At 60.7% G+C, this 25094-nt stretch carries 21 protein-coding genes; 11 read left to right on the top strand and 10 right to left on the bottom strand.

Features of this window, described 5'->3' with window-relative positions:
• Positions 1-118: 118 nt before the first annotated feature.
• The 3 genes from rssC to HX805_RS20800 form a co-directional block, all read right to left on the bottom strand.
• Positions 119-601, bottom strand: coding sequence for an anti-sigma factor antagonist RssC (gene rssC, locus HX805_RS20810; protein WP_003218919.1), 483 nt, complete (start codon positions 599-601; stop codon positions 119-121).
• Positions 601-1782 (bottom strand): two-component system response regulator RssB, encoded by a 1182-nt coding sequence (gene rssB, locus HX805_RS20805; protein WP_003218921.1) that lies wholly within the window; start codon positions 1780-1782, stop codon positions 601-603. Before rssB ends, rssC begins: the two co-directional genes overlap by 1 nt.
• A 346-nt stretch (positions 1783-2128) precedes the next feature.
• The gene (locus tag HX805_RS20800) at positions 2129-2818 is read right to left on the bottom strand and encodes a VacJ family lipoprotein (RefSeq protein WP_008437615.1); all 690 of its coding nucleotides are present in this window, start codon (positions 2816-2818) and stop codon (positions 2129-2131) included.
• Between the two features lie 195 nt (positions 2819-3013).
• Between HX805_RS20800 and HX805_RS20795 the strand changes: the two genes are divergently transcribed.
• Together HX805_RS20795 and HX805_RS20790 are read left to right on the top strand one after the other, a co-directional pair.
• Positions 3014-3625, top strand: coding sequence for an HAD family phosphatase (locus HX805_RS20795; protein WP_177117270.1), 612 nt, complete (start codon positions 3014-3016; stop codon positions 3623-3625).
• A gap of 110 nt (positions 3626-3735) precedes the next feature.
• Positions 3736-4002, top strand: a complete 267-nt coding sequence (locus HX805_RS20790) for a DUF4404 family protein (protein WP_008437612.1) — start codon at positions 3736-3738, stop codon at positions 4000-4002.
• Between the two features lie 126 nt (positions 4003-4128).
• Here HX805_RS20790 and queF read toward each other — a convergent pair whose 3' ends face one another.
• Both queF and HX805_RS20780 read right to left on the bottom strand, forming a co-directional pair.
• Positions 4129-4959: an NADPH-dependent 7-cyano-7-deazaguanine reductase QueF gene (queF, locus tag HX805_RS20785; protein WP_177022890.1), complete on the bottom strand. Its 831-nt coding sequence runs from the start codon at positions 4957-4959 to the stop codon at positions 4129-4131.
• A 57-nt stretch (positions 4960-5016) separates the two neighbouring features.
• Positions 5017-5541 (bottom strand): plastocyanin/azurin family copper-binding protein, encoded by a 525-nt coding sequence (locus HX805_RS20780; protein WP_003218934.1) that lies wholly within the window; start codon positions 5539-5541, stop codon positions 5017-5019.
• Between the two features lie 156 nt (positions 5542-5697).
• Here HX805_RS20780 and HX805_RS20775 point away from each other — a divergent pair, with 156 nt between their 5' ends.
• Complete coding sequence (locus HX805_RS20775; RefSeq protein ID WP_003218936.1) at positions 5698-6378, top strand: heavy metal response regulator transcription factor; 681 nt, start codon at positions 5698-5700, stop codon at positions 6376-6378.
• Complete coding sequence (locus HX805_RS20770; RefSeq protein WP_177117269.1) at positions 6378-7730, top strand: heavy metal sensor histidine kinase; 1353 nt, start codon at positions 6378-6380, stop codon at positions 7728-7730. The genes HX805_RS20775 and HX805_RS20770 overlap by 1 nt, the downstream gene beginning before the upstream one ends.
• A gap of 118 nt (positions 7731-7848) precedes the next feature.
• Here HX805_RS20770 and HX805_RS20765 read toward each other — a convergent pair whose 3' ends face one another.
• The 3 genes from HX805_RS20765 to HX805_RS20755 are packed head-to-tail and all read right to left on the bottom strand — an operon-like array spanning position 7849 to position 11093.
• A complete protein-coding gene (locus HX805_RS20765) occupies positions 7849-9093 on the bottom strand; it encodes a lipoprotein-releasing ABC transporter permease subunit (protein WP_003218940.1) in 1245 nt (414 codons plus the stop codon).
• A 58-nt stretch (positions 9094-9151) separates the two neighbouring features.
• Positions 9152-9835, bottom strand: coding sequence for a lipoprotein-releasing ABC transporter ATP-binding protein LolD (gene lolD / locus HX805_RS20760; protein ID WP_003218941.1), 684 nt, complete (start codon positions 9833-9835; stop codon positions 9152-9154).
• 7 nt (positions 9836-9842) lie between these two features.
• The gene (locus tag HX805_RS20755; RefSeq protein WP_003218943.1) at positions 9843-11093 is read right to left on the bottom strand and encodes a lipoprotein-releasing ABC transporter permease subunit; all 1251 of its coding nucleotides are present in this window, start codon (positions 11091-11093) and stop codon (positions 9843-9845) included.
• A 94-nt stretch (positions 11094-11187) separates the two neighbouring features.
• Between HX805_RS20755 and HX805_RS20750 the strand changes: the two genes are divergently transcribed.
• Positions 11188-11772, top strand: coding sequence for a PilZ domain-containing protein (locus tag HX805_RS20750; RefSeq protein WP_003218944.1), 585 nt, complete (start codon positions 11188-11190; stop codon positions 11770-11772).
• A gap of 66 nt (positions 11773-11838) precedes the next feature.
• Positions 11839-12561 (top strand): glycerophosphodiester phosphodiesterase family protein, encoded by a 723-nt coding sequence (locus HX805_RS20745; protein WP_003218946.1) that lies wholly within the window; start codon positions 11839-11841, stop codon positions 12559-12561.
• Positions 12562-12603: 42 nt separating this feature from the next.
• On the opposite strand, the gene sthA is transcribed toward HX805_RS20745, so the two are convergent.
• Positions 12604-13998, bottom strand: a complete 1395-nt coding sequence (gene sthA, locus HX805_RS20740) for a Si-specific NAD(P)(+) transhydrogenase (RefSeq protein WP_003218947.1) — start codon at positions 13996-13998, stop codon at positions 12604-12606.
• A 236-nt stretch (positions 13999-14234) separates the two neighbouring features.
• On the opposite strand from sthA, the gene HX805_RS20735 reads away from it, so the two are divergent.
• Both HX805_RS20735 and HX805_RS20730 read left to right on the top strand, forming a co-directional pair.
• A complete protein-coding gene (locus HX805_RS20735) occupies positions 14235-14777 on the top strand; it encodes a chalcone isomerase family protein (RefSeq protein ID WP_177117268.1) in 543 nt (180 codons plus the stop codon).
• A 286-nt stretch (positions 14778-15063) separates the two neighbouring features.
• Entirely contained in the window at positions 15064-16362 is a 1299-nt protein-coding gene (locus HX805_RS20730; RefSeq protein WP_177117267.1) for an MFS transporter, read from the top strand.
• 163 nt (positions 16363-16525) lie between these two features.
• On the opposite strand, the gene HX805_RS20725 is transcribed toward HX805_RS20730, so the two are convergent.
• Positions 16526-17989 carry a glyceraldehyde-3-phosphate dehydrogenase gene (locus HX805_RS20725; protein WP_177117266.1) on the bottom strand — a complete coding sequence of 488 codons (1464 nt, stop codon included), beginning with the start codon at positions 17987-17989 and terminating at the stop codon, positions 16526-16528.
• Between the two features lie 339 nt (positions 17990-18328).
• Here HX805_RS20725 and mfd point away from each other — a divergent pair, with 339 nt between their 5' ends.
• Genes mfd through HX805_RS20710 form a run of 3 tightly spaced genes read left to right on the top strand, consistent with a single transcriptional unit; the run spans position 18329 to position 25059 of the window.
• Complete coding sequence (gene mfd, locus HX805_RS20720) at positions 18329-21778, top strand: transcription-repair coupling factor (RefSeq protein WP_177117265.1); 3450 nt, start codon at positions 18329-18331, stop codon at positions 21776-21778.
• Between the two features lie 11 nt (positions 21779-21789).
• Positions 21790-22359, top strand: a complete 570-nt coding sequence (locus HX805_RS20715; RefSeq protein WP_003218957.1) for a CsiV family protein — start codon at positions 21790-21792, stop codon at positions 22357-22359.
• Positions 22360-22368: 9 nt separating this feature from the next.
• Positions 22369-25059: a DEAD/DEAH box helicase gene (locus HX805_RS20710; RefSeq protein ID WP_134325961.1), complete on the top strand. Its 2691-nt coding sequence runs from the start codon at positions 22369-22371 to the stop codon at positions 25057-25059.
• Positions 25060-25094: the final 35 nt, after the last annotated feature.

The following is a 25094-nucleotide window of genomic DNA, read 5'->3' as shown; positions in this document are numbered from 1 at the left end:
AAAAATGTGGGAGGGGGCTTGCTCCCGAATACAGGGCGTCAGTCGCTACATTCACTACTGACCCGCCGCTTTCGGGAGCCAGCCCCCTCCCACACTTTGACAGTGTTTCAGCTGGAAATTAGTGCCGCTCCAGCGCATTCACCAGGTCGTGGAACGCCTCGCGGTTGGAGTCGTTCAAGCCCATCAGGATCTTGTGGGCTTCCAGTACCTTGACCCGTACCACTTCCTCGGACTGGTCCTGGGACGGCAGGTCGGTCAGGCATTCCGGGCACGGGATCGGGCGGTCAACGATGTTGAACACTTGATCGAAGCCCATGGACTGCAACAGACGGGTGATGTCTTCGTGGGTGGTGACGACGGTCGGCAGCAGTCCGACCTTCTGCCGAGACAGAATGGACAACTTGGCCAACAGCCCAAGGGTGGTGCTATCGATGCTGCGGGTTTCGGTCAGATCGATCACGATCGCCGAGAAATTCAAGGCAGTGAAGATCCGCTCAATCGTCGCATCCAGCGCCGAACACAAGGTCAGGCGCACTTCACCGACAAACTTCAGGACAAAAGTCCCGTCTTGCTCGGCGAATTGGATTCTTCCGGTACTCATCAAAGATTCCTGCTCAACACCAATAGGGCGATATCATCCGGCATCTCCCCTAGCGTGGCCAATCCAAAAACCTGCCGCAGGCCATCCAGGCTGCCGCCCGCCGACCTGACCCGTTGGGGCAAGGCGGCTTCTTTCTCTTTGAGTGTAGGCTCTGGCAAAAGGTCCAGGATACCGTCGGACATCAGCGTCAGGCTGAACGTCGGCGGCAATTCCAGGATGTGGTCTTCGTAGGTGGCTTCATTGAACAAGCCAACCGGCAAACCACGCCCTTCCAGGTAGCGCACACTGTCTGGAGTGTATAAAACCGGCAATGGCAGGTGACCGCCAATGCTGTAGGTCAAAAGACCTGTTTCTTCATCAATCACGCCGCCGACCATCGTCACGTGCTTGCCCAGCTTGCAGCTGATCAGGCCCCGGTTGATGTGGCCCAGCACTTGCGAAGGGGTGAACTCCGGCAAGGTGCCATTGCGCTTGGACTCGAACAACAGCCGTGTAGTCATGAACTTCAACAACACGGTCACGAATGCGGAGGAGGCGCCGTGGCCGGAAACGTCGGCCAGGTAGAACGCGACACGCCGCTCATCAACGCGGAAGTAGTCGACGAAATCACCCGACAGGTACAGCGACGGGATGATCTGGTGGGCAAACTTGAACTCGTCGATGCTCCACGGGCTCACCGGCAGCATGTTCATCTGCACCTGGCGACCGGCGTTCTGGTCTTCCTGGAGCAGGTTCAGGCTGGCTTCGAGTTCGCGGTTGGCGGTTTCGAGCTTTTCACGGTAACGCTGGTTTTCCAGCAGCAGCCGTGCACGATCCAGGGCACGACGCACCGAGTGCTCCAGCACAGCCAGGTCTTCCAGCGGCTTGATCAGGTAGTCGGCAGCGCCGAGGCGCAAGGCCTCGACGGCATCGTTCATCACGCCGGCACCGGACACGACAATCACCGGCGTCTGCGGGGCGATGTCGGTTACCTGGCGGATCAGCTCAAGGCCGCCCACCTGGGGCATGCGCAGGTCGCAGATCACAAGGTCGGGCTTGTCGCGCTCGAATACCTGGAGACCCTGGAGGCCGTTGCTGGCCTGCAGGACGCTGAAGCCACTGTCTTCCAAATAGGCCGCAAGACTCGCGCGCACTACTTCGTCGTCATCGATTATCAGCAGCGTGGCACTGGTTTTCTGCATGTGGGCAAACGGCGCCAGAATTAGGTTGGCGTAGGCAGCTCGACAATGGCCGGGCTTACTACTGGATTCGCTTTCTAGCCTCTCTGTCCTACAAAACGCCGAGTTATTGCCGACGCACAAAGGTAAAGCAGAGGTGCCCTTCTAAGGCGCAGACGGTACTCCCATCCGCCAGGGGTTTCAAGCTCACGGCGATGGTCGCCGGGCGTCTTTACATCGCAAATCACCAGTAGTTATAAGAACGCATAAAACCGCGACTTAAAGTAAGCACGTAACCCACGGATAAACCTCGAATGCCGCCCACAAAAAAGGCGACCCGAGGGCCGCCTTCTTCTTTCAAGCCTGGGGCTTAAAAGTCGTCTACAACCTTGCCATCCTTGACCTTGAACTCGCGGTTCTGCAAGTAAGCGTTGCGGATGAAGGTGTATTTGTCGCCGCTGATCAGCTTCTCGGAGGACAGCAGGCTGGCACGCGTGTCGACGATATTCAGGCCGAAGGTGCTGTTGCGCCAGCCGATATCGTTCATGTAGCGGTACGGCTGGGTGTAGCTGTCCACGTATTTGGACGGCGCGTCACGCAGGGTGCTTGGGCCCAGCAGTGGCAGCATCACGTAAGGACCGCTGTCGACGCCCCAGTAGCCGAGAGTCTGGCCGAAGTCTTCGTCGTTGCGTTGCAGCCCCATTTTGGTGCCGACATCAACGAAACCCAGCACGCCGAACGTGGTGTTCATCAGCAAGCGGGCAGTGTCGACGCCTGCAGCGTGGGGCTTGAGTTGCAGCACGTCGTTGGCAAAGTTGCCGACGTCGCCGATGTTGCGGAAGAAGTTGTGGATCCCGTCCTGCACGAACTGCGGGGTCACGAACTGATAGCCTTGAGCCAATGGCTTGAGGGCATAGGTATCAACGGTATCGTTGAAGGTGAAGATCGGGCGGTTGACGCTTTCCCATGGATCATCTTCCGAGGCCGCCTGGGCTACGAAAGGAACCAGCAAAATACTCGCACATACGGACAGCTGAGCTAGACATTGGCTCCAGCGCATAGCTTGAACTCCTTGAATGGTCTGTCATGGGCGCTATGCCCTGAATGAGGCCGTCAGTATATGACGGAAGTGTCAGATTAGGCAGCCTTGCAGAAATGTCATTCAGCAAATGCACAAAATTCCTACAATTGCTGCGGGTGTAACTTGCTTGTCACCCAAGTCCGGTAGCGTCACTGCTATTTCAGGGACGTCGAAATGCCACACGCCGAGATTGTTAGTGCCAGCACCCCGTCCTTGACGGCCGTACTGTTCGGGCTTAGTGGCTGCCTGGTGGACTTTGGTTCCCAGGCCCGCGCCGATTCCGCGCCTTCCAGCGATACCCATGCCACTGTCGGCGCCCTGAAGATCCTGCGCAGCCTCGAAGAACAGCGCGTCCCTTGTGCATGGCTGGACGAGTTGCCGGCGTCGGTTTCCACACCGCTGGCCGCCGGGCTACCCCACTGGATCAAGGCTGCCAAGCCCTCCTCCACCCGCTGGCCGGCGCCTCACGCCTGCTGGCAGGCCCTGATGGAACTGAATATCGAACGCCTGGAAGGCTGCGTCCTGGTCAGCGGCGAGCCACGCCTGCTGCAATCGGGGCTCAATGCCGGGCTGTGGACCATCGGCCTGGCGTCCTGTGGCTCACTGTGCGGGCTTTCGCCGCAGCATTGGCAAGCACTCACCGAGAAGGAACGCGAGCATAAGCGCGCCAAAGCCACTGTCGCGCTCTATGGCCTGGGCGTGCATTCGGTGATTGACCACCTGGGCGAACTGCAGACCTGCCTGGCCGACATCAGTCTGCGCCAGCTTAAGGGCGAGAAGCCCTGATCGAGATCATGCACAGTCGGCGCCAGTGGATTAATCTACAGGTCAGCCCATAGACCTTTCCCGGCGTGCCGCGGTCTATGTCAGTGCCTATCGATAAAAGGAAGAACGCCATGCCTGCCCGCGAACAACTGCAAGAACAGGTCAAAATTTTGCGCGAGCAATTGGATCAGAATCCAGAAATGCCCCTCGAACAGCGCGAAGAGCTGCGAGATTTGATTGCTGAACTGGAAGTTCAGGAGCCACTGGAAGGTGCCATTCAGGATCCAAGCATCGCCGACGGTGTGAACCTGGCCGTAGAACGCTTCGAACTGGAGCACCCGGGCATTGCCGGGACCTTGCGCAATATTGTGGTGACCCTGGGCAACATCGGGATTTAATAGCCCGACACCTATCAAATGTGGGAGCGGGCTTGCTCGCGAATGCGGTCCGTCAGCTGATAAATAGGCTGGCTGATACACCGCTTTCGCGAGCAAGCCCGCTCCCACATTTATTTTGGGTGAAGGCTACTGTCGAGCCAGGCGCAGGTTCTGGAACTGCTGCTCTTCAGTACTGCGATACGGGTTGATATCCAGCCCGCCACGCCGCACATAGCGCGCATACACCGTCAGTTTCTCCGGCTTGAGCAAGCGCTGCAGATCGAGAAAGATCCGCTCCACGCACTGTTCATGGAAGTCCGAGTGCTGGCGGAAGCTCACCAGGTATTCCAGCAGGCTGGCATGATCCAGCGCCGCGCCGCGGTACTCCACCGCCACACTGCCCCAGTCAGGCTGGCTGGTCACCGGGCAGTTGGACTTGAGCAGATGACTGTGGACGCTCTCCTCCACCACGCGCGAATCGTCGCAACGCAACAGTTCCGGGCGCGGGTGCTCGTAGTTGCTGACGGTAATGTCCAGGTCATCAATGCACACACCCGGCAACGCGACCACGCCTTCGGCTTCAACCTCGCCCAGGCTGCGGATGCGCACGCCAACCGGCTTGCCGGCCGCTGCACTCAGGTCGGTGCGCAAAGTCGCTTCAAGGCTTTGCACATCGGCAAACGCGGTTTGGTTCAGCGAGTTGAGGTACAACTTGAACGACTTCGACTCGATGATGTTCGGCGAGTCGGCCGGGATACTGAATTCACCGATGGCCACCACGGGTTTGCCGGATGGCAGCAGCCAGGACAGTTCGAAGCAGTTCCAGAAATCCACGCCTTTATACGGCAGGGTCTCGGCACTCAGGCCCAGCTCGGCCCATTTGGCGGCGCGAGGAATCGGGAACAGCAACGACGGGGTGTAGGTGGAGATGTATTCACTGGACTTGCCCAGCGGCGAATGTTCGGCTGCGGGATGCATGGCGGAAACCTGGCTAAATAAACGCCGCCATTCTACCCGCCTTTGCCCGTCAATGGCTTACTGGCTGACGGTCAGCTTGCCGACCATGCCCGCCTGGTAATGCCCCGGAATGTTGCAGGCAAACTCCAAGCCGGTGGCCTTGGTGAAGGTCCAGGTCAGCTCGGCGGTCTTGCCTGGCTCTACCAACACGCTGTTGGGGTCGTCGTGCTTCATGCCTGCCATATCACCATGCCCCATCGCACTGTGGTCCATTTTGCCCATGCCGGTCGCCGTCAGCATGCCGCTGGCCTGCATCTGCAGCATCTCTTTCTGATGCGCTGCGTGCATGGCGGCATCGCCAAGGTTGAATTCATGAAGCAACTGGCCTTTGTTGACCAGCACAAAGCGCACGGTCTCACCGGCTTTTACATCAATAGCCTTGGGCGAAAAGGAAATGTCCTGCAGCACCACTTCCACCGTGCGCGTGGCCTTGGCGGCGGGCGCGGCCTCACCGAAGGCGAAGGTTTCAGCCGGGGATGCCAGCACCGGAAGACTCATCGCCATCAGGCAGCCCGCCAACAACCAGGATTTACGTAAAAACATGCTCACACTCCAAAGGTTCGGAATCAGTCTGTGGGACACTTTACGAACGCGCCGCTGCCAGCCAGCTGACTGCCAGATTACAACTTTGTCAGCTTGAGCCTGCTGCCGGATGTGCGCGGTATAACGTCTGTGTTCCCGTAAAACCATGAGCCGCCCATGAAACTGCTGATCGTCGAAGACCAACCGAAAACCGGCCACTACTTGCGCCAGGGGCTGGCCGAGGCCGGGTTCAACACCGAGCTGGTGGCCGACGGCACCAGCGGCCAGCACCTGGCGCTGACCGGTGACTACGACCTGTTGATCCTCGATGTGATGCTGCCGGGCCGCGATGGCTGGCAGATCCTCCAGGCCGTACGCAACGCCGGGCTCGACATGCCGGTGCTGTTCCTTACCGCGCGGGACGCCGTGGAAGACCGGGTGCATGGCCTGGAACTGGGCGCCGACGATTACCTGGTCAAGCCCTTCGCCTTCTCCGAACTGCTGGCCCGGGTGCGCAGCCTGTTACGCCGTGGCAGCAGCCCCCCCCAGGAAACCAGCCTGCAACTGGCCGACCTGCGCATGGACCTGATCCGCCGCCGGGTAGAGCGCGACGGCCAGCGCATCGACCTGACGGCCAAGGAGTTTTCCCTGCTGGAACTGCTGCTGCGGCGTCAGGGCGAAGTCTTGCCCAAGTCGCTGATCGCCTCCCAGGTGTGGGACATGAACTTCGACAGCGATACCAACATCATCGAAGTCGCGATCCGCCGCCTGCGCCTGAAGGTCGACGACAACTTTCCCAACAAGCTGATCCATACGGTACGCGGCATGGGCTACGTGCTTGAGGAGCGGTTCAGTTGATGAAACGGATTTCCCTGGCCAGCCGCCTGGCGCTGTTGTTTGCCGGCTGCACAGCCGTGGTTTCGCTGCTGGCGGGCGTGCTGTTCAACCATGCCAGCGAGGCGCACTTTATCGAGCTGGACCAGCAGTTGCTCGACGGCAAGCTGATAGCGCTGCGCAGCACATTGCAAGGTGCCGACACGCCAGAACGATTTGCCTTACGAGAAACAACGCTGCGAGAAGAACTCAATCGCCAGCCCGACCTGGCCCTGCGCATCACCGCCGGCGATCAGCGCTGGTTCGACGGCGCTCCCGGCATCACCCTGCCCCAGGCGCCTGGCCTGCAAAGCGTACAGAACGCCGGCACCGATTACCGCGTGTACAACGCGCCGCTGATTCCTGGAAACGCTGACTCGCCACGCCTGACGCTGATGCTCGACATCACCCATCACCAACACTTCCTGCAACGCATGCAGCATCTGATCTGGCTGACCGTCGGCCTTTCCGCTCTGGCCACCGCCCTGCTCGGCGCCTGGGCCGCCCGCAGCGGGTTGCGACCGCTGAGGCGCATGAGCGAAGTCGCCAGCGGCGTCTCTGCCCACTCCCTGACCCAACGCCTGCCCCAGGAACAAATGCCCGCCGAACTGGCGGAACTCGCCCAGTCCTTCAACGCGATGCTTGGGCGCCTGGACGATGCCTTCCAGCGCCTTTCGGCGTTTTCTGCCGACATCGCCCATGAACTGCGCACGCCACTGTCGAATTTGCTGACACAGACCCAAGTCATCCTCACGCAGCCACGGGCGCTGGAGGACTACCGCGAAGCCCTGCACAGCAACCTGGAAGAACTGCAATGGATGGCGCAGTTGGTCAACGACATGCTGTACCTGGCCAAGGCGGACCATGGGCTGCTGGTGCCCAAGCGCGAAACCCTGGTGCTGGCGGACGAGGTGGAGGCATTGCTGGAGTTTTTCGCACCGCTGGCGGAGGACGTCCAGGTGCGGCTGGTTCGGGAAGGCAACGCCAGCACTTCAGGTGACCGCAGCATGTTGCGCCGGGCGATTTCCAACCTGCTGGATAACGCGTTGCGGTTCACCCCGCCGGGTGGCGAAGTCAGCGTGCGGATTGTCGAGGGGATGCAAGGCGTGACGCTGAGTGTGCAAAACACCGGGGAAGGCATTCCCGAGGCATTGTTGCCACGGTTGTTTGACCGGTTTTACCGGGCAGATCCGGCGCGTCATGAAGGGAGCAGCGAACATGCGGGGCTGGGTTTGGCGATTACCCAGTCGATTGTGCGGGCCCATGGGGGGCGGATTTTCTGTGAGTCGGGGGCGGGATGGGCGAGGTTTGTGATGGAGTTGCCGCAGGGGTATTGATGCAAGCTCTACCGGCCCTTTCGCGAGCAAGCCCGCTCCCACATTTTGACCGAGTGCATTCAGGAAGAACGCGGTCAAAATGTGGGAGCGGGCTTGCTCGCGAAGGCGGTCTTAAGAATTACGAATACCTGAGGGCATGCGCCGGCTCAATCTTCGCCGCGCGATACGCCGGATAGATGGTCGCCAAAAAGCTCAACACAAACCCCGCCGAGCAAATCAACAACACATCCCCACCCTGCAATTGCGAAGGCAGGTTGCTGACGAAATACACGTCCGAACTGAAGATATGCTGCCCGGTCACCCGTTCCAGCCAACCCACCAGTTCACTGACGTTCAGCGCCGCAATCACGCCGAGGATGCCACCGATCAAGGTACCGACGATCCCGATCACCGTCCCCTGCACCATGAAGATCGCCATGATCTGCCGTGGCGTGGCGCCGATGGTGCGCAGGATCGCAATGTCGGCGCCCTTGTCGTTCACCACCATGATCAAGGTCGCGATGATGTTGAACGCTGCCACGGCAACGATCATCAGCAACAGCAGGCCGATCATGGTTTTTTCCATCTTCATCGCACTGAACAGGCTGCCCTGGGTGTGGGTCCAGTCGTCGGCCTTGTAGTCGGCACCGAGGCTGGCGGCGATATCCGCCGATACCTTGGGTGCGGCATACAAGTCTTTCACCGCCAGGCGCACGCTTTGCACCTGGTTCGGCTCCCAATGCTGTATCTCGGCGGCGTCGGCCATGTGGATCAGGGCCATGGAGCCATCCAGCTCCGCGCCCACCTTGAACACACCCACCACGTTCAAACGCTGCATACGCGGGGTGATGCCACCGGGCGCACTGCTGATTTCCGGCACGATCAGGGTCAGCTTGTCACCGACATTCAGGCGAAAACGCCGGGCGGTGATCTCACCGATGACCACCCCGAACTCGCCCGGTTTAAGGTCTTCAAGATGACCCTGGACGATATGCTGGGCCACAATCGACACCTTGCCTTCCTGGGCCGGATCAACGCCGCTGATCTCGATCGGCTGCATCGCGCCCTTGTAGGAGAGCATGCCGTCCATCTGTGTGAACGGTACGGCAGCAGTGACTTCCGGATTCTTCATCGCGGCATCTGCCACCGGCTGCCAGTCGCTGATGGGCTTCACGCCAACGATGGTCGCGTGGGGCACCATGCCGAGGATGCGTGAGCTCATCTCCCGCTGGAAACCGTTCATTACCGACAACACCACGATCATCGCCAGCACGCCGAGGGCGAGGCCGATCATCGAGGTCATCGAGATAAACGAAACAAAACGGTTGCGGCGCTTGGCGCGGGTATAGCGCGTGCCGATGAAAATCGATAACGGTCTGAACATTCGCGGGCACCGTTGAAAAAATAGAAAACCCGGCGCCGGGCGCCGGGCTTGAAACAGGTCAGATGGCGACCAGATGACCTTCCTGCAGGTGCAACACACGGTCCATCTGGCGGGCCATGCTCATGTCATGGGTCACCACCAGGAACGCAGTGCGCATCTGGGTGCTCAACTCCAGCATCAAGTCCTTGATGCCCTGGGCGGTGTGGGAGTCGAGGTTGCCGGTCGGCTCGTCGAGCATCACCAGGCCCGGGTTGTTGACCAGGGCACGGGCAATTGCCACACGCTGGCGCTCGCCGCCGGACAACTCAGCCGGCTTGTGCTCCAGGCGATGGCCCAGGCCGACGCGCTCCAGCAACGCCTGGGCACGCTGGCGTGCTTCCGGGATCGCGGTCTTGCCGATCAACAGCGGCATGCAGACGTTTTCCAGGGCGGTGAACTCGGGCAGCAAGTGGTGGAACTGGTACACAAAACCCAGCGAACGGTTGCGCAACTGGCCACGGGCCTTCTCGCCCAGGGCCGACAACTCTTCGCCGGCCAGCCAGACGCTGCCCTGGGACGGCGTATCAAGGCCGCCCAACAGGTTGAGCAAGGTACTTTTACCGGAACCGGAACTGCCGACGATCGCCACGCGTTCGCCCGGGTGCAGTTCCAGCTGCAGGTTGGACAGCACCACCACGGACTCCGGGCCTTCCTCGTAGGATTTGCCCAGGTTGCGGCAGCTCAGGATTGCTTTTTCACTCATGCCCGATTCACTCATAACGTAAAGCCTGCGCCGGCTGGGTACGTGCCGCGCGCCAGGCTGGATACAGGGTGGCAAGGAAACTCAGGACCAACGCGGCGCCGCCGACCATCAATACGTCCTGGCTCTGCACCTGGGACGGCAAGTAGTCGATGAAGTAGACGTCGGAGTTCAAGAATTTGTGGCCGATCAACACTTCCAGCCCGGCGATAGCAGCGCTGACGTTCAGCGCGGCGAGAATCCCCACCACGGTGCCGATCAAGGTGCCGACGACACCGATCACCGTGCCCTGGACCATGAAGATCGCCATGATCTGCCCCGGCGTGGCGCCAAGGGTGCGCAGGATCGCGATGTCGCCCTTCTTGTCGTTCACCACCATCACCAGCGTGGAGATGATGTTGAAGGCGGCGACGGCGACGATCAGCAGCAACAGCAGGCCGATCATGGCTTTTTCCATGCGGATGGCCTGGTACAGGTTGCCGTGGGTACGGGTCCAGTCGCGGGCGTAGTACTGGTTTTCACCCAGGTGCTGGGCGATTTCCCACGAGGTACGCGGCGCGTCGAACAGGTCGTTGAATTTCAGGCGCAAGCCCTGGACCTGGTCCGGCTTCCAGCGATGCAGGCGGGCCAGGTCGGTCAGGTTGGTCAGGCCCAGGTAGCCGTCGATCTCACCGGCGCCGACATGGAAGATGCCGACCACGGTAAAGCGCTTCATGCGCGGGAACATGCCCGCCGGAGTCACGGTGACTTCCGGCGCGACGAAGGTCAGCTTGTCGCCGATGCCCACGCCGAGCTTGGCCGCCGCCTTGTCGCCGATAGCGATGCCAAAGCTGCCGGGCGACAAGTCGTCCAGTTTGCCCTGTTGCATGAAGTTATCGATGATCGAGACATTGCGTTCCTGCGCCGGGTCGATGGCATTGAGCAGGACTTTCTGCACCTTGCCGTCATTGGTCAACAGGCCCTGCATCTGGGTGAAGGGCGCAACCGCCAGCACTTTGGGGTTCTGCTTGACCTTCGCGGCCAGGCTTTGCCAGTCGCTGATGGGCTCACCCGACTCGATGGTCGCGTGGGGCACCATGCCCAGCACGCGGGTGCGCATCTCATGATCGAAACCGTTCATCACCGACAGCACCACAATCATCACGACAACGCCAAGGGCGAGCCCGATCATCGAGGTCAGGGAAATGAACGACACAAAATGATTGCGACGTTTTGCACGGGTATAACGCGTGCCAATAAATACGAAGAGAGGTCTGAACATGTCGGGGCTTGTTCGGAGGAAAAGAAGACGTCCTTGTGGCGGGGTCAGGTAAGCAGCTTTACACTCAGACCATCACCGCTGCCTTGGGTTCGCCATGTCGACATTAGATGAAGAAGATCGCCGCGAATACTACCGTATCGAGGACATGATCGCACTGGAAATTACCCCACTGTCGGGCCCGGAAGCGCTGAGCAAGGAAGTGTTGCTGGATGATTCGCCGCTGTTCAATCTGCTCAGCGAGTTGCACCTGAGTGAATTTGAATCCCAGCACTTGCTGCGCCAGATCGGCGAGCGGGACCGCACCCTGGCCGCCTTCCTCAAAGTGCAGAACAAACGCATGGATTTGCTCAGCCAGATAATGGCGCAAAGCCTGCTGGGCGAGATCGGCACCCCGCAGCCCGTGGTCATCTCGGAAGGCGGCATCGAGTTTCTGAACCCCACAGCGATCCAGCCCGACAGTCACCTGGCGGTCAAGCTGGTGCTGATGCCGCAAGCCCTCGGGCTGTTGCTGCGAGCCAAGGTGACCCATTGCGATGCCAAGACCGGTGGCTTTGAAATCGGCACGGAATTCGAAGCCATGACCGATGCCCAACGCCAGTTGCTGGCGCGCTATATCCTGCAGAAACAGGCCCAGGAACGGCGCCTGGCGCGGGAAAAAAGCGACGAATCCGACACCTGAATACGATCATTGAATGGCGCGTCGCGTCATCCATCCAGCCAGGAACCCTGGCGTAAAGGAGCAACTGTGACCCTGATTTATGGCCATCGCGGTGCCAAAGGCGAAGCACCGGAAAACACCCTGACCAGCTTCCAGGAATGCCTCAAGCACGGCGTGCGCCGCTGCGAACTGGATTTGCACCTGTCCATGGACGGCGAGCTGATGGTCATCCACGACCCGACGCTCAAGCGCACCACCGACCGGCGCGGCAAGGTCGTCGAGTATTCAGCCGCCGACCTGGTGAAGATGGACGCGCGCAAAGGCGGCCCGGGCTGGGTCAACCCTTGCCCGATCCCGCGCCTGGAAGAGCTGTTCGAACAGTGCGACTTCGACCACTGGCAACTGGAAGTCAAAAGCGCATCGCGCACCCGCGCGGCAACCACCGTGCTGGCGATCCGGGAAATGGCTCAGCGTTTCGGGCTGATGGACAAGGTCACCGTGACCTCAAGCTCGCGGGAAGTGTTGAAAGCGGCGCTGGACCTCACCCCGGACCTGTCCCGCGGGCTGGTAGCCGAATACGCCTGGCTCGACCCGTTGAAGGTCGCGGCCAACTATGGCTGTGAGATTCTGGCGTTGAACTGGACGTTGTGCACCCCTGAGCGTCTGGAAAAAGCCCAGCGCCAGGGTTTGCACGTGTCCGTGTGGACCGTCAACGAACCCGCGCTGATGCGCAGGCTCGCCGACTTCGGCGTAGATAGCCTGATTACAGACTTTCCCGGTTTGGCCACTGCCACCCTCGGGAATTACTGAAATCGGTCTCCCCGGCCGGCTCAGGCCACCGGCCGGAGCCGCTCAAAAAAGCCGGTTGAGGCCGTCGTAGGCCGCTACCCGATAGGCTTCAGCCATGGTCGGGTAGTTGAACGTGGTGTTGACGAAATACTTGAGGGTATTCAGCTCACCCGGCTGGTTCATGATCGCCTGGCCGATGTGCACGATCTCCGACGCCTGATAGCCGAAGCAATGCACGCCCAGCACTTCCAGAGTCTCGCGGTGGAACAGGATCTTCAGCATGCCCTGGGGCTCACCGGCGATCTGCGCACGCGCCATGCTCTTGAAGAACGCCTTGCCGACTTCATAAGGCACCTTGGCCTTGGTCAGTTCGTGCTCGTTCTTGCCGATCGAGCTGATCTCGGGAATCGTGTAGATCCCGGTCGGCACGTCGTTGACGTAGCGCCAGCTGCCGTTGTCGACAATGCTGCCAGCGGCCGAGCGGCCCTGGTCATGGGCGGCACTGGCCAGGCTTGGCCAGCCGATCACGTCACCGGCACCGTAGATGTTCGGTACGCAGGTGCGGTAGTTCTCGTCGACTTCGATCTGGCCACGGCTGTTGACCTTCACACCGATGTTTTCCATGCCCAGCTTGTCGGTGTTGCCGGTTCGGCCGTTGCACCACAGCAAGGCGTCGGCCTTGATCTTCTTGCCGGATTTCAGGTGCAGGATCACACCGTTGTCCAGGCCTTCGACCCGCTCGTACTCTTCGTTGTGGCGCACGGTGATGTTGTTGTTGCTGAAGTGGTAACTCAACGCCTGGGAAATTTCCGAGTCGAGGAAGCTCAGCAACTGGTCGCGGTTATCCACCAGCTCGACCAATACACCCAGGCCGCTGAAGATCGAGGCGTATTCACAGCCGATCACGCCGGCGCCGTAGATGATCAGTTTGCGCGGGGTGTGGCCCAGGCTGAGGATGGTGTCGCTATCGTAGATACGCGGGTGGTGGAAATCGATATCCGCCGGGCGATACGGACGCGAGCCGGTGGCGATGATGATGTGCTTGGCTACCAGCTTCTCGACCACGCCGTTGGCGCAGACCACTTCGACGGTTTGCTCGTCGGCGAAGCTGCCGGTGCCGAAGAACAGGTCGACGCGGTTACGGGCATAGAAGCCGGTACGCGAGGCAACCTGTTTGGAAATGACTTTTTCAGCGCTCTTGAGCACGTCCGGGAACGAAAACCAGCGCGGCTCACCAATGGCCCGGAACATCGGGTTGGTGTTGAACTGCATGATCTGGCGCACCGAGTGACGCAAGGCCTTGGACGGGATGGTACCCAGGTGGGTGCAGTTACCGCCGACCTGGCGACGGCTATCGACCATCGCCACCTTGCGCCCTGCTTTGGCGGCGTTCATCGCCGCACCTTCTCCAGCTGGGCCGGAACCCAGTACCACCACGTCGTAGTTGTAGACAGCCATGCGTACTCCTCAGAACAGGCCAGGGCGCACGGTTGGACGCCTGGCTAAATCATGCCGCGGCCAGCGGTCATGAAGGATCAATGTGGCTCAAGTGTGTGAGCCGGGGCACAGTCTATAGAACGCTCAACGTCGCGCACATTAACCCTTGGTCGCGTCGTAGGCCAGTTTTGCCTTTACTACACGGCGCTCGTTATTGAATTAACCTGTAGGCAAGCACCTTTTCAGGACTGGTCATTATGAAGCATGTCGTCATTTGTTTATTGCTGATGTTTTCGGTCCCGGTTCTGGCGAATGAGGCTGATCGCCTCAAACAAGCCGATTTTCCGGCGCAATCTCATCAACTGGTGCTGAAAAACCAGGCCGTCCTGACCTACCTGTGGGCAGACGTCTATGCGGCGGCATTGTTCGCCCAGGCTGACCTGAGCGCCAAACAAGCCCTGGATCAGCAAGAAGACCTGCGCCTGGAGCTGTATTACTTTCGCGATATCGACCGCAACGATGTGATCAAGGCCGCCACCGCCACCCTCGAACGTCAGCAAACACCCGCCACCCTCGCCCGCCTGAAGCCTGAACTGGATCAATTGCACAAAAGCTTCCGCAACATCCGCAGCGGCGACCGTTATGCGCTGGACTTCCGGCCTCAGCGCGGCCTGAACCTGGAAATCAACGGCACGGTGGTGTTCAGCAGTCGCAATGACGAGCTGGCCAAGGCTTATCTCGGCATCTGGCTGGCACCAAAAGGTTTGTCCGACAGCCTGCGTAACACCCTCCTCAACTGATCGCAAAAACCCTGTGGGAGCAGGCTTGCTCGCGAATGCGGTGTGTCAGTGGCTCATAAGCTGACTGACACACCGTTTTCGCGAGCAAGCCCGCCCCCACATTGAATTTTCATCACCGGGAGGCCTGCGGCAATTTGCCAGCTTGCTATCGGTTTTTTGTTGCCTGTGGTGGCTTATACACATATCGTTACAAAACTGTTCAGCGCCAGCCTCGTGCCAGAGCTTCAACAGCAAGGACGGTTGCGACCAGGGATTACTAATAAGATAGCCAAAATGAGTGCATGACATGTCCACTACAACGGGCAAGGGCAAGGCGATCTTTCGCGTTGTCAGCGGTAACTTCCTTGAGATGTTCGACTTCATGGTCTACGGCTTCTACGCCACGGCCATTGCCAAGACATTTTTCCCCACCGACAGCGCGTTCGCGTCCCTGATGCTGTCCCTGGCGACCTTTGGTGCCGGGTTCCTGATGCGTCCGCTGGGCGCGATTTTCCTCGGTGCCTATATCGACCGTCACGGCCGTAAAAAGGGCCTGGTGATCACCCTGGCGATGATGGCCGCCGGTACCGTGCTGATCGCCTGCGTTCCCGGGTATGCCACCCTGGGTGTCGCGGCGCCGCTGATCGTGTTGTTCGGCCGCCTGCTGCAAGGTTTCTCCGCCGGTGTCGAACTGGGCGGCGTGTCGGTGTACCTGGCGGAAATCGCCACTCCAGGCCGTAAAGGCTTCTTCGTCAGTTGGCAGTCCGCCAGCCAGCAAGCTGCGGTGGTATTCGCCGGCCTGCTGGGCGTAGGCCTCAACCACTGGCTCAGCCCGGAAGAAATGGGTGACTGGGGCTGGCGCGTGCCGTTCCTGATCGGCTGCCTGATCGTGCCGGTGATCTTCGTGATTCGTCGCTCCCTGGAAGAAACCCCGGAATTCCAGGCGCGCAAACACCGCCCTACCCTGCAGGAAATCATCCGCTCGATCGGCCAGAACTTCGGCATCGTCATCGCCGGCATGGCGCTGGTGGTGATGACCACCGTGTCGTTCTACCTGATCACCGCCTACACCCCGACCTTCGGCAAGGCCGAACTGCACCTTTCGGACTTCGACGCGCTGCTGGTCACCGTGTGCGTCGGCATCTCGAACTTCATCTGGCTGCCGGTGATGGGGGCGGTGTCCGACAAGATCGGGCGTAAACCCCTGCTGCTGGGGGCGACTATTCTGGCGATCCTCACCGCTTATCCAGCGCTGTCCTGGCTGGTGGCCAATCCGAGCTTCAGCCATCTGCTGATCGTGCTGCTCTGGCTGTCGTTCCTGTATGGCTCGTACAACGGCGCGATGGTTGTAGCGCTGACCGAAATCATGCCGGTAGAAGTGCGCACCACCGGTTTCTCCCTGGCCTACAGCCTGGCGACGGCAACCTTTGGTGGCTTTACTCCGGCGGCGTGTACCTACCTGATCCACGTGCTGGACAACAAGGCCGCACCGGGCATCTGGCTCAGCGGCGCGGCGGTGCTGGGCTTGATCGCCACATTGATTCTGTTCAAGGGCAACCGGCATGAACTGCGTACCGCGCAGGCTTCGATAGTCGGCGGCGCTTGATAGGTCGCTTTCGCGAGCAAGCCCGCTCCCACATTTGAAATGTATTCACAAATCAAAATGTGGGAGCTGGCTTGCCTGCGATGAGGCCGGTACAAGCAACACAAAAACAACAGACATAAAAAAGCCCCGAACCAGTCGGGGCTTTTTCATTTACCGCTGATGCTTAGCGCGGGAATGCTGGCGGGTTAACCCCGGCCATGTCTTCCATCACGCGAACCACCTGGCAGCTGTAACCGAATTCGTTGTCGTACCAGACGTACAGAACAACGCGGTTGTCTTGAGTGATGGTCGCTTCAGCGTCCACCACACCGGCGTGGCGCGAGCCCACGAAGTCGGTGGAAACCACTTCCTGCGAATTGACGAAGTCGATTTGCTTGTGCAGATCGGAGTGCAGCGCCATGTAGCGCAGGTACTCGTTCATCTCTTCACGGGTGGCGGCTTTCTCAAGGTTCAGGTTGAGAATGGCCATCGACACGTTCGGCGTCGGAACACGGATCGCGTTACCGGTCAGCTTGCCGGCCAGCTCAGGCAGGGCCTTGGCAGCAGCGGTGGCAGCACCGGTCTCGGTGATCACCATGTTCAGCGCGGCGCTACGGCCACGGCGATCGCCCTTGTGGAAGTTGTCGATCAGGTTCTGGTCGTTGGTGTACGAGTGAACCGTTTCAACGTGACCGTTAACGATGCCGAACTTGTCATTCACAGCCTTCAGCACCGGCACGATGGCGTTGGTGGTGCAGGAAGCGGCGGACACGATCTTGTCGTCAGCGGTGATTTCACCGTGGTTGATGCCGTGCACGATGTTCTTCAGCTTGCCCTTGCCAGGCGCAGTCAGGACAACGCGGTCGATACCCGGGCACGCCAGGTGCTGGCCCAGGCCCTCGGCGTCACGCCACACACCGGTGTTGTCCACCAGCAGTGCGTCCTTGATGCCGTACTGGGTGTAATCCACCTCAGACGGGTTCTTCGCGTAGATCACCTGGATCAGGTTACCGTTGGCGATGATGGTGTTGTTTTCTTCGTCGATGACGATGGTGCCGTTGAACGGACCGTGGACCGAGTCACGACGCAGCAGGCTCGCGCGCTTGGTCAGGTCGTTTTCAGCACCTTTACGCACCACGATGGCACGCAGGCGCAGGCCGTCGCCGCCACCGGTTTTTTCGATCAGGATGCGCGCCAGCAGGCGGCCGATACGACCGAAACCGTACAGCACAACGTCGGTGCCTTTGCGGGCTGCGGCGTTTTGCTGGCCAACCACGTCGGCCATTTCTTCACGTACGAACTGCTCGGCGGTGCGGCCAGCGCCTTCCTTGCGGAATTTATAGGCCAGCTTGCCCAGGTCTACCGAAGCCGCGCCGAGCTTGAGCTCGCTCATGGCTTTAAGCAGAGGGAATGTTTCGTGGACGGAGAGTTCGCTATCGTCGGCAGAACGATGGCGAGCAAAGCGATGAGCCTTGAGAATCGCGATGACTGATTGGTTGATCAGGCTGCGGCCATAGATCGAGCTCACCACGTTGTTATTGCGGTATAGCTGACCGATAAGCGGAATCATCGCTTCAGCGAGTGCTTCACGGTCGATCCATTCACCAAGACACTGGTCGGGCTTCTGAGTCACGGGAACCTTCCACATGTAGGGGCAGAAAAAAGGGGCTACATTATGCCGCCCGACCGCCCTCGGAGCAATGCGCGGCCCGCAACAAAACCCCTTGCAAAAAAATATCGCCCCTCTGCAGCCCAGTAAATACGTGGCTTCCAGCGCACCCCCTGTTGGACCAATGTGACAAAGTGTCCGTAACCCTCCGAAACATACACCGATTTCGGCACTACATAATGAGTCAAAAGGCACCTTTGTTTGTCTTAGCCACTACATTTCCTACAAACCGTAATAGGCTCAGTCAGCAACTGACAGGCGGCACTCCGGGCCGTTACAATTACCGACTTTGTCGCAACGCTTGGAGCTCAACCTTCCGTGCCCGTTCTGCGTCTACCGCTTCTCCCTGCCGCGGCAGGTAAACAGCACTGGGGCAATCTGCCCGGTGCCGCCCTGAGCCTGGCCATCGCCGAGGCTGCCAGCGCTGCCAAGCGCTTTACCCTGCTGCTCACCGCTGACAGCCAAAGTGCCGAGCGGCTGGAACAGGAGCTGAGTTTCTTCGCCCCCGATTTGCCGGTACTGCATTTCCCGGACTGGGAAACCCTGCCCTACGATCTGTTCTCGCCGCACCAGGACATCATTTCCCAGCGCATCGCCAGCCTGTACCGCTTGCCGGAACTGGCCCACGGCGTGCTGGTGGTGCCGATCACCACGGCCCTGCACCGCCTGGCACCGACCAAGTTCCTGCTGGGCAGCAGCCTGGTGCTGGATATCGGCCAGAAGCTCGATGTGGAGCAAATGCGCACCCGGCTTGAGGCCAGCGGTTATCGCTGCGTCGACACGGTGTACGAGCACGGTGAGTTCGCCGTGCGTGGCGCGTTGATCGACCTGTTCCCGATGGGCAGCAAACTGCCCTACCGGATCGACCTGTTCGACGACGAAATCGAAACCGTGCGCACCTTCGATCCGGAAAACCAGCGCTCCATCGACAAGGTGCAGTCGATCAAGCTGCTGCCGGCCCGGGAGTTCCCGCTGCAAAAAGACGCGGTCACGCGCTTCAAGGCACGTTTCCGCGAGCGCTTCGACGTGGATTTCCGTCGCTGCCCGATCTTCCAGGACTTGAGCAGCGGGATTACCCCCGCCGGTATCGAGTATTACCTGCCGCTGTTCTTCGACGAAACCTCCACGCTCTTCGATTACCTGCCTCAGGACACCCAGGTGTTCTCGCTGCCAGGCATCGAACAGGCAGCGGAGAATTTCTGGAATGACGTGCGCAACCGTTATGAAGAACGCCGCGTCGACCCGTCCCGTCCTTTATTGCCACCGGCCGAGCTGTTCCTGCCGGTGGAAGACTGCTTCGCCCGCCTGAAAAACTGGCCGCGGGTAGTCGCCAGCCAGCAGGACGTGGATGCAGGCGCCGGCCGCGAGCGCTTTCCGGCGCAAGCGCTGCCGAACCTGGCGATTGAAGCCAAGGCTAACCAGCCGCTGGAAGCGCTGTCGAATTTCCTCGGTGACTTCCCCGGCCGCGTGCTGTTTACCGCCGAGTCCGCCGGGCGCCGCGAGGTGCTGCTGGAGCTGTTGGAACGCCTGAAGCTGCGGCCGAAAACCGTCGACAGCTGGCCGGACTTTGTCGCGAGCAAGGATCGCCTGGCGATCACCATCGCACCGCTGGACGAAGGGCTGCTGCTGGACGACCCGGCCCTGGCACTGATTGCCGAGAGCCCGCTGTTCGGTCAGCGGGTGATGCAGCGCCGCCGCCGGGAAAAGCGCGCCGATGCCAACAACGATGCGGTGATCAAGAACCTCACCGAGCTGCGCGAAGGCGCGCCGGTGGTGCATATCGACCACGGCGTGGGCCGTTACCTGGGCCTGCAGACCCTGGAGATCGACAACCAGGTGGCCGAATTCCTCACCATGGAATACGCCGAGGGCGCCAAGCTCTACGTGCCCGTGGCCAACCTGCACCTGATCGCCCGCTACACCGGCAGCGACGACGCCCTCGCGCCGTTGCACCGCCTGGGCTCCGAGACCTGGCAGAAAGCCAAGCGCAAGGCCGCCGAACAGGTACGCGATGTGGCCGCCGAGTTGCTCGACATCTATGCCCGCCGCGCCGCCCGCGAAGGTTATGCGTTTGCCGACCCAAAAGCCGACTACGCCACCTTCAGCGCCGGCTTCGCCTTCGAAGAAACCCCGGACCAGCAAACCACCATCGACGCCGTGCGCGCCGACATGCTGGCGCCCAAGCCGATGGACCGCCTGGTGTGCGGCGACGTGGGCTTCGGCAAGACCGAAGTGGCAATGCGCGCAGCGTTTATTGCGGTGCACGGCGGCCGCCAAGTGGCGATCCTCGTCCCCACCACCCTGCTCGCCCAGCAGCACTACAACAGCTTTCGCGACCGCTTTGCCGACTGGCCGGTGACTGTGGAGGTGATGAGCCGCTTCAAATCGGCCAAGGAAGTGAATGCGGCCATCGCCGACCTGGCGGAAGGCAAGATCGACATTGTCATCGGCACTCACAAGCTGCTGTCGGATGACGTGAAGATCAAGAACCTCGGGCTGGTGATCATCGACGAAGAGCACCGCTTCGGGGTTCGCCAGAAAGAACAGCTCAAGGCCCTGCGCAGTGAAGTCGACATCCTGACGCTCACCGCCACGCCGATTCCGCGCACGCTGAACATGGCGGTGTCGGGCATGCGCGACCTGTCGATCATCGCCACGCCGCCGGCGCGCCGGTTGTCGGTGCGCACCTTCGTCATGGAGCAGAACAAAAGCACGGTCAAGGAAGCCCTGCTGCGCGAGTTGCTGCGCGGCGGCCAGGTGTACTACCTGCACAACGATGTAAAAACCATCGAGAAATGCGCCGCCGACCTCGCCGAACTGGTGCCGGAAGCACGGATCGCCATCGGCCACGGGCAGATGCGCGAGCGCGAACTCGAACAGGTGATGAGCGACTTCTATCACAAGCGCTTCAACGTGCTGATCGCCTCGACCATCATCGAGACCGGCATCGACGTGCCGAGCGCCAACACCATCATCATCGAGCGCGCCGACAAGTTCGGCCTGGCGCAGCTGCATCAGTTGCGCGGCCGGGTCGGGCGCAGCCACCACCAGGCGTATGCCTATCTGCTGACGCCGCCGCGCCAGCAGATCACTTCCGACGCCGAGAAGCGCCTGGAAGCGATCGCCAACACCCAGGACCTCGGCGCCGGCTTTGTGCTGGCCACCAACGACCTGGAAATCCGCGGCGCCGGCGAACTGCTGGGCGACGGCCAGAGCGGGCAGATCCAGGCCGTCGGCTTCACCCTGTATATGGAAATGCTCGAGCGCGCGGTGAAGTCCATCCGCAAGGGCGAACAACCGAACCTCGACCAACCGCTGGGTGGCGGCCCGGAGATCAACCTGCGCCTGCCGGCGCTGATCCCCGAAGACTACCTGCCGGATGTGCACGCGCGACTGATCCTGTACAAGCGCATCGCCTCGGCCACCGACGAAGAAGGTCTCAAGGACCTTCAAGTGGAGATGATCGATCGCTTCGGCCTGTTGCCGGAGCCGACCAAGAACCTGGTGCGCCTGACCCTGCTCAAACTGCAGGCCGAGCAACTGGGCATCAAGAAGGTCGACGCCGGGCCGCAAGGTGGGCGTATCGAATTCGAAGCGCAGACGCCGGTGGACCCACTGGTGCTGATCAAGCTGATTCAGGGCCAGCCCAATCGCTACAAGTTCGAAGGGGCTACGCTGTTCAAATTCATGGTGCCGATGGAACGCGCCGAAGAACGCTTTAATACACTGGAGGCGCTGTTTGAGCGCCTCATCCCGAAATCTGCTTGAAGGACGCCCCAATGCGCCTGTTCCGCATTTTGAGCTTGTTGTTGGTGGTCGTTGCGCCTTCGGCGTTCGCCGACAGCCCGTACCTGGTGGAGATGATCCTGGTGCGCCAGAACGCCGAGCCGGTGATCAACAGCCGTGCGGCGCCGGAAAACTGGGACGCCGGCGCACCACGCCTGGGGACTGACAAAATGAGCCCGCCACGACTGGGCAATATTGTCGAGAAGCTGCAAGCCAGCAGCGACTACACCGTATTGCTGCACAAGTCCTGGGAACAGAATCTCGGGGAGCAACCGGTGAAGCTGGCCATCAGCGATGGCCAGGAACAGTTCGGCCAGTTCCCCATCGAAGGTACCCTGAACCTGCAGCTTGGTCGCTTTACCGATATCGACGCAGACTTCTGGGTCAACCAGTTCGACGCCAACGGCAGCGTCATCGCCAGCGAACACCTCAGCCAGCAAGACGTGCGCACCAAGAACAACCAGCTCAACTACCTGGACGGCGGCCACCTCGCCCTGCTGATCAAGATCACTTCGCTGACCGCCAAGCCGCCCAGCGCTCCACCGCCCGATGTCCAGGACTGATCCAGCACCATGCCCCTGACGTCGTCGTTGACCAAACCCCTGGCCCCTTCGTGGGCCAATCGCTTTAAAGAGCAAAGCCTCGAGCGTGGCCGACGCTACGCCCTGGAAAACCGCGTGCGTATCGTCGAGTCCGGCGACAGCACCATCATTGCCAGCTGCGAAGGCTCGGGTGGCAATGTCTACCGCCAGACCATTTCGCTGCGCGAATCCGCCAAGGGCACGTTGATCCTGGTGGACAGCCGCTGCACGTGCCCCGTGCACACCAACTGCAAACACATCGCCGCCGTGCTGCTCAAGGTCCAGGAAACCCTGGCCTACCCGGCGGCGGCCCAGGATGCCGAGTTGCTGGAGAAGCTCCAGGCGGTGCTGGATAACCGCGTGGTGTTGCCGCAAGTGGTGATGGAAGACGTGCAACCGGTGCCGCGCCTGTGGCTGGCGAGTATCGAGTTCAGTGCCTTCGAACCGCGCAACGGCAAGATGCAGCGTTATATCCAGCATCGCGCAGCGTTGTCCTTCAACTATCTGGGCAACTACGTCAGCGGCCAGAAGAACGCCGACATTATCGTGCGCCAGGAACAGCAGAGCCTGCGGATCAAGCGCCACCCCGAGGTGGAGCAGCAGTTTCGCGAACAGCTGCGCCTGCTGGGCTTCAAGATCGCCACCCGCCAGAGCAAGGCCCTGCCGGAAAGCGCCGGCGAGCTGTTCGAGATGGTCAATGACAGCGCGTGGCTGAACTTCACCCTGAATGCTTCGCCGAACCTGCGCGCCCAGGGCTGGGAACTACAGATCGACGAAGATTTCGGTTTTGACCTGAGCGCCGTCGACGACTGGTACGCCAGCGTCGATGAGATGCCGGAGCGCGACTGGTTCGACCTGGAGCTGGGCATCATCGTCAACGGCGAACGCCTGAGTTTGCTGCCGATCCTGTTGAACCTGATGCGCTCTCACACCGAGATCCTCAACCCGGAAAAACTCGCGCGGCGTCGCGATGACGAACTGATCCTGGTGAACATTCCCGGCCTGCCCAACGGCCACGGCCCACTGCAAGTGGCGCTGCCTTATGGCCGGCTCAAACCGGTGCTGGCAACCCTGGGCGAGTTCTACCTGCAAGAGCCCGGCACCACCGCGCTGCGCCTGGCCAAGGCCGACGCGATTCGCCTGAATCCGCTGGAAGACCTGCCGCTGCAATGGGAGGGCGGCGAAAAGATCCGCAACTTCGCCCAGCGCCTGCGGGACATCAAGGATTTCAGCTGTGAAGCGCCGGAAGGCTTGAACGCAACGTTGCGCCCTTATCAACTGGAAGGCCTGAGCTGGATGCAGTCGCTGCGCCAACTCGACGTCGGCGGGATTCTCGCGGATGACATGGGCCTGGGCAAAACCCTGCAAACCCTGGCGCATATTCTCAGCGAGAAAATCGCCGGACGCCTGGACCGCCCGTGCATGGTGGTGATGCCCACCAGCCTGATCCCGAACTGGCTCGACGAAGCGGCGCACTTCACGCCGCAGCTCAAAGTCATGGCGTTGTACGGCGCGGGGCGCAAGAAACATTTCCCTCAGTTGCAGGACTACGACCTGCTGCTGACCACCTACGCCCTGCTGCCCAAGGACATCGAGCAACTGGCCGCCCTGCCCTTGCACGTGCTGATCCTTGACGAAGCGCAGTACATCAAGAACCCCAACAGCAAGGCCGCCCAGGCGGCCCGCGAGCTGAACGCCCGCCAGCGCCTGTGCCTCAGCGGTACACCGCTGGAAAACCACTTGGGCGAGCTGTGGTCGCTGTTCCACTTCCTGCTGCCGGGTTGGCTGGGGGACGTGAAGAGCTTCAACCGCGATTACCGCGTACCGATCGAAAAGCGCGGCAGCGATGTGCGATTGCAGCACCTTAATGGTCGGATCAAGCCGTTCCTGCTGCGTCGCACCAAGGAGCAGGTGGCGACCGAGCTGCCGCCCAAGACCGAGATCATCCACTGGGTCGACCTCAACGAAGCCCAACGCGACGTGTACGAAACCATGCGCCTGGCGATGGACAAGAAAGTCCGCGACGAGATTACCCGCAAGGGTGTGGCGCGCAGCCAGATCATCATCCTGGAGGCGCTGCTCAAGTTGCGCCAGGTGTGCTGTGATTTACGCTTGGTCAATGATGCAACCCTGCCGGCAAAGGGTAGTAGCTCGGGCAAACTCGACAGCTTGATGGAGATGCTCGAAGAGCTGTTTGCCGAAGGCCGCAGGATTCTGCTGTTTTCCCAGTTCACTTCGATGCTGAGCCTGATCGAGGCCGAGTTGAAGAAGCGCGGCGTGGCTTATGCGCTTCTTACCGGTCAGACGCGGGATCGGCGCACGCCGGTGAAAGACTTCCAGAGCGGCAAGCTGCAGATCTTCCTGATCAGCCTGAAGGCAGGCGGCGTCGGACTTAACCTGACGGAAGCCGACACGGTGATTCACTACGACCCGTGGTGGAACCCGGCCACGGAGAACCAGGCCACCGACCGTGCGTATCGCATCGGCCAGGAAAAGCCGGTATTCGTCTACAAGATGATTGCCCGGGGCACCGTGGAAGAGAAAATCCAGCATTTGCAGAAGGAAAAGTCTGATCTGGCGGCGGGCGTTCTGGATGGGCGGACGACGGGGGATTGGAAGTTGGGGAATGAGGATATCGAGGCGTTGTTTGCGCCGTTGCCTCATAAGCAGGAAAAGCGCTGACTGTTAGATCGCCTTCGCGAGCAAGCCCGCTCCCA

Source organism: Pseudomonas sp. G5001 (assembly GCF_013385475.1).
GTDB lineage: Bacteria > Pseudomonadota > Gammaproteobacteria > Pseudomonadales > Pseudomonadaceae > Aquipseudomonas.
This window is presented reverse-complemented; position numbering and strand designations above follow the sequence as displayed.